The organism is Anaerovibrio sp., from assembly GCF_051866355.1.
GTDB lineage: Bacteria > Bacillota > Negativicutes > Selenomonadales > Selenomonadaceae > Anaerovibrio.
Genome location: NZ_JBJDWZ010000014.1, coordinates 1 through 4,898 on the forward strand (window position 1 = coordinate 1; position 4,898 = coordinate 4,898).

Annotated in this window: 6 protein-coding genes; all 6 read left to right on the forward strand. The window is 53.1% G+C overall.

The genetic code is table 11. The annotated features are described in order from the left end of the window. Nucleotides 1-184 (forward strand): hypothetical protein (locus tag ACI3UA_RS00760; RefSeq protein ID WP_439722924.1); only part of this gene is annotated, 184 nt, incomplete at its 5' end. A gap of 46 nt (nucleotides 185-230) precedes the next feature. After that, nucleotides 231-1,202: a ComEC/Rec2 family competence protein gene (locus ACI3UA_RS00765; protein ID WP_439722925.1), complete on the forward strand. Its 972-nt coding sequence runs from the start codon at nucleotides 231-233 to the stop codon at nucleotides 1,200-1,202. A gap of 54 nt (nucleotides 1,203-1,256) precedes the next feature. Beyond that, complete coding sequence (locus tag ACI3UA_RS00770; RefSeq protein ID WP_439722926.1) at nucleotides 1,257-1,457, forward strand: DUF3006 domain-containing protein; 201 nt, start codon at nucleotides 1,257-1,259, stop codon at nucleotides 1,455-1,457. 91 nt (nucleotides 1,458-1,548) lie between these two features. Further along, nucleotides 1,549-2,646, forward strand: coding sequence for an N-acetylmuramoyl-L-alanine amidase family protein (locus ACI3UA_RS00775; protein ID WP_439722927.1), 1,098 nt, complete (start codon nucleotides 1,549-1,551; stop codon nucleotides 2,644-2,646). 22 nt (nucleotides 2,647-2,668) lie between these two features. Next, nucleotides 2,669-3,247 (forward strand): GerMN domain-containing protein, encoded by a 579-nt coding sequence (locus tag ACI3UA_RS00780; RefSeq protein WP_439722928.1) that lies wholly within the window; start codon nucleotides 2,669-2,671, stop codon nucleotides 3,245-3,247. A 244-nt stretch (nucleotides 3,248-3,491) separates the two neighbouring features. Further along, on the forward strand, nucleotides 3,492-4,868 hold the full coding sequence (locus ACI3UA_RS00785) for an SPFH domain-containing protein (protein ID WP_439722929.1): 1,377 nt from the start codon (nucleotides 3,492-3,494) through the stop codon (nucleotides 4,866-4,868). Nucleotides 4,869-4,898: the final 30 nt, after the last annotated feature.

Below are 4,898 nucleotides of genomic sequence, written 5' to 3' on the forward strand. Positions count from 1 at the left end.
TATGAAGCTGAAGGGAATGCAGCTGACAGACTGGCTGATTATAATTCTGATGACAGCGATTATTGCCCTGGATATGGATTTTGGCAATCTGCAGACGATAGATTACGTGTGCCTGGGAGCCTATGGCTTCTGGCTGGCGGCACTGGTGGTCAGGCTGTATATTGTCAACAGGGAAAAGCGATAGCGTGTAATAAAGCGTAAGCTATGAATTTTTGCGGGGGAGGCGGACAATGAAACGCGTTGGTAATTTTATCTGCTGCCTGATGCTGGCATGTATGCTGCTGCTGGCAGGCTGCGGCGGTCAGGGAGCCGGTGCGGGCAGCTCTGATGCTGGTGCTGCCGGTCAGGGGGCCGCGGCGGCGAAGGCCGCAGGCGGCGGACTGACAGTCAAGGTGCTGGATGTGGGGCAGGGGGATGCCATCCTCATTCAGACAGGCAGCCAGACTATATTGGTTGACACCGGTGATGATAAATACTACGAGGATGGCAAAAAGGGCAAGGCTAATAACCAGCTTTTTGAGGAGCTGCAAAAGGCCGATGTCACGGCCATTGACAAGCTGATACTTACCCATGCCCACGCCGACCACATCGGCAAGGCGGCCCAGGTGATTGAGAAGTACGGCGTGAAGGAGCTCGTGTATAACGGGATTCCTTCCACCAATAAATACTTTGTCAACGCCCTGAAGGCGGCCAAGGCACAGGGAACGCAGCAGGTGAAGGTCAAGGCCGGTGATGTGCTGGATTTTGGCAATGGCGTGACCTATGAGGTGCTCAGCCCGACGGCACAGCAGATAAAGGACGATACGGCCGCTATCAAGGCCGGGGAAAAGCCGGACATCAACAATCAGTCCGTGGTGGGCAGGCTCAGCTTCGGCAGCTTTGCCATGCTGCTGACCGGTGATGCGGAGTCACCGGTGGAAAAGCAAATGGCAGCCTCTTACGGCAGTAAGCTGCACTGCCAGATTTTGAAGGCCGGGCATCACGGCAGCAAAAGCTCATCCTCCAAGGAATTTTTGCAGGCTGTAAAGCCGGAGGCGGCAATGATTTCTGCCGGAGCGAACAATCAGTACGGCCATCCGCATGATGTGACGCTGGAAAGGTACAGGAAGCAGGGCATCAGGCAGATTTACCGCACCGACACAAGTGGTACGGTGACGATTGTCAGTGATGGCAGCGGCTACAGCGTTTCCTGCGGTAAATGACATTTTGTACGGCAAATAGCGTTTTATGCGGCAAATGATGTGAGGTGACATGCTGTGATTGCAGGCTATATTGACAGGCTGGAAGAAGGCGTGGCAGTGATTCTGCTGAATGAGGGTGATTATCAGCTGAATTTTCCGGCGGAGCTTCTGCCGGAGAATATGGGCGAGGGCGATTATATCAGCCTGAGCATCAGTCTGGATGAGGCGAAAAAGCAGGCCATGCTGGCAGAGGCCTTGTCCCTGATGGAAGATTAAGGCGATTCCGGCCTGTATAGGCTCGGGAATAGTGGTAGAATATAAGTGATAGCAGAGATTGGAACTAGACAAATAAGGAGATGTAGTGCATTTGAGCTTTGTAAAGGACAAGCTGGTGAAGGTGCTGCTGGTGATGGCAGTTCTTGTGGGAATTTTCGGGTGTGCAGAGGATGCCGGCAGGGTAGAAGCTGCGGCCTCCCATGAGCTGAATTATTTTAAATATGAAACCTTTACCCATGAGGGGCGAAGCTGGCTGCGGCTTGAACTTGGCATCAAGGGGGGCAGTGCAGAGTACAGCACAAAGGTGAAGGAGCTGACGCCAAAGCAGCTTCATGTGATTTTGCAGGATACCTCCCGGGGCAAGGTAAAGTCAGATATTTCGCTGGACAGAAAGATTGCCAAATATCTGACGCTGAGGGACAATGGCGATAATTCGCTGGATGTAATGATTTCCCTGAACAAGCCGGTGGCAGATCAGGCTTATAAAATTTATTTTGCCGAGCCGGAAAGGCATGGCAAAAAGCCATACCGCATGGTGATTGAGATTGCGGAGGATAAGCTGGCCGACGAGTATGAGCTGGAACAGCCAAAGGAATCGGAAAGCTTTGAAAATCTGGCAGGGCACAGGATTGTGCTGGATCCCGGCCACGGCGGCAGTGACAGCGGTGCCAGGGGGCACAACGGACTGCTGGAAAAGACGGCAACCCTGGCAATTTCCCAAAACGTGGCATCGATTCTGCGGAGTTCCGGCGCGATTGTGACCATGACGCGGGATACGGACGTGGATGTGTATGGCCCGCTGGCCAGTGACCGCGATGAACTGCAGGCCAGGGTGGATGTGGGCAATGCCAATCCTGCCAATGAGATATTCGTCAGCATCCATTGTGATGCCTTTACTTCGCCGACGGCGCACGGAACCAGCGCATTTTATTATCAGTCCAGCTATCGGGGCAGGCTGCTGGCAGAGGCCATCCATCAGGCTATTGTGGAGGAAACGGGGCTGGCAAGCCGCGGTGCCAGGACGGCAAGATTTTACGTAATCAAGAATTCAGCCATGCCGGCAACGCTGATAGAAACGGCTTTTATCAGCAATTATCAGGAAGAGGCGCTGCTGGGGGATCCAGATTTTCAGCACAAGATTGCCGTGGCAATCTGCCGTGGCATCAGTCAATACTTTAAGATGAGGTAAAAGATAGGAGCAGAGGGTAGATATGAAATTGAAAAAAATTTTAGTCGTGGTTCTGGCGGTATTGTGTGCGGTGGCACTGGCAGGCTGCAGCGAGCAGAACAAGGCGGACAACGGCAGCAGTGCATCATTAGCTTCCAGCAGTTCCAGTTCATCAGCCGCTTCCGGCTCGGCTGCCCAGAAGTCAGCTGTTATGGATGTCAGCGTGTATTATCCTGATGTGAATGCCACGGGGCTGGTGGCTGTTGCCAAGACCGTGAAGGCGCAGGAGGCGGACAAGTATAAGGCGGCAGTGGAGGCCCTGCTGGCAGGCACTGACGACAAGAAGCTGACAACAGTTTTTCCGAAAAAGACAAAACTGCTGAAGGTTTCTGTCAGCGGCGGGGTAGCAAAGGTGGATTTTGACAAAAATCTCACAAACGGCTTTGTGGGCGGCTCTACCGGCGAGGAAATGCTGGTGGGCTCCTTGGTAAATACACTGACGGAATTCCCGGAAATCAAGAAGGTACAGATTCTGATAGAGGGCAAGGAGATAGACTCCCTCTCCGGTCATCTTGATTTGAGCAGGCCGGTGGGCCGCATGAGCGAGCTGATAAAGAAATAAAAGGTCACGCTGCTATATTATAAAATCCAGCATGTGGGACAATGCGTGCAAGGATGCCGCAGGAAAGGATTTGCTTTCCTGCGGCTTTTTATTGTGCAGTGTGGAGCTTTTATACTTTTCAGGTACTAAAATACTATCTTTGACAAATAGCAAAATAAGGGTTTACTTTATTATTTAGAATTGTTATTATAGGTTGTGTATAGTAATAAACAGAATTCTTTATTGATTTGTTAGGAGGATTTTTATGGGATTGATTAAAGCGGCAATTGGTGCGGCAGGCGGCGTTTTGGCGGATCAGTGGAAGGAGTATATTTACTGTGAAAGCCTGCCGGCTGATGTGCTGGTGGCGAAGGGGCAGAAGCGCATCAGCAGCAGGGGCAGAAGCTCAAATACCAGCAGTGAGGACAACGTAATCACCAACGGCTCCGTGATTGCTGTCAACGAGGGGCAGTGCATGATTATCGTGGAGAACGGCAAGGTGGTGGACATCTGCTCGGAGGCCGGCGAGTACAGATACGATACCTCCCTGGCGCCATCCCTGTTTACCGATGGCTTGTCCGAAGGTGTCAAGGGCGTCTTCCAGCAGATTGGCAAGCGCTTTACCTTTGGCGGTGACCCTGGGCAGGATCAGAGGGTGTATTTCTTTAACACCAAGGAAATCATGGGCAACAAGTATGGAACTCCGAGCTCCATCGCCTTCAAGATTGTCGATACGGAGATAAATTTCCGGCTGACTATGTCCCTGCGGTGCTTTGGCGAATACAGCTATCGGATCACCAACCCTATTTTGTTTTATACCAATATCTGCGGCAACGTGGAGCAGGAATATCGCCGTGATGCCATTGACAGCCAGCTGAAAAGCGATTTGCTGACGGCACTGCAGCCGGCCTTTGCCAAGCTGTCAGCCATGCGCATCGGCTATGACGAAATTTATGCCCATACCATGGAGCTGGCCGATTCCATCAATGAGGTATTGAGCCAGAAATGGGGACAGCAGAGGGGCATTGAAATCGTGAATTTCGGTATCAGCTCCATCAAGGCCAGCGATGAGGATGAGGAAAGGCTGAAGGAGTACCAGAGCCGTGCGACCCTGATGAATGCCAATATGCGTACTGCCTATATGGCAGGCGGTGTTACCGAGGCGATGCAGGCAGCGGCTCAGAACGAATCGGCCGGGCCTGCCATGGCCTTCATGGGCATGGGGATGGCGCAGAACGCCGGCATGATGAATATGCAGGGCTTTGGGCAGCAGCCGGGAGTGCCACAGCCGCCACAGCCGCCGCAGTCACCACAGCCACAGCCACCACAGCAGCCGGTGCAGCCAGCGGCTGCTGTGGCTTCGGAGGCAGGCAGCTGGACATGCAGCTGCGGTGCGGTGAACAAGGGCAAGTTCTGTACCGAGTGCGGCAGCAAAAAGCCTTCCGAGGGCTGGACATGCAGCTGCGGCACGCTGAACAAGGGCAAGTTCTGCTCGGAATGCGGAGCGAAAAAGCCTGCCGGTGTGCCTGTCTATAGGTGCGACAAATGCGGCTGGGAACCGGAAAATCCGGCAAAGCCGCCGAAATTCTGCCCTGAGTGCGGCGATGTCTTTGATGAAAATGATATTAGGCAGCCTGAGTGACCTCTGCGGGACATTGGTGATGCTGTTGTG

What these genes read in the sequence shown, in the direction of transcription:
- ACI3UA_RS00765 (WP_439722925.1), top strand. Translation starts at nt 231, where the DNA reads ATGAAACGCGTTGGTAATTTTATCTGCTGCCTGATGCTGGCATGTATG.
- ACI3UA_RS00780 (WP_439722928.1), top strand. Translation starts at nt 2,669, where the DNA reads ATGAAATTGAAAAAAATTTTAGTCGTGGTTCTGGCGGTATTGTGTGCG.
- ACI3UA_RS00785 (WP_439722929.1), top strand. Translation starts at nt 3,492, where the DNA reads ATGGGATTGATTAAAGCGGCAATTGGTGCGGCAGGCGGCGTTTTGGCG.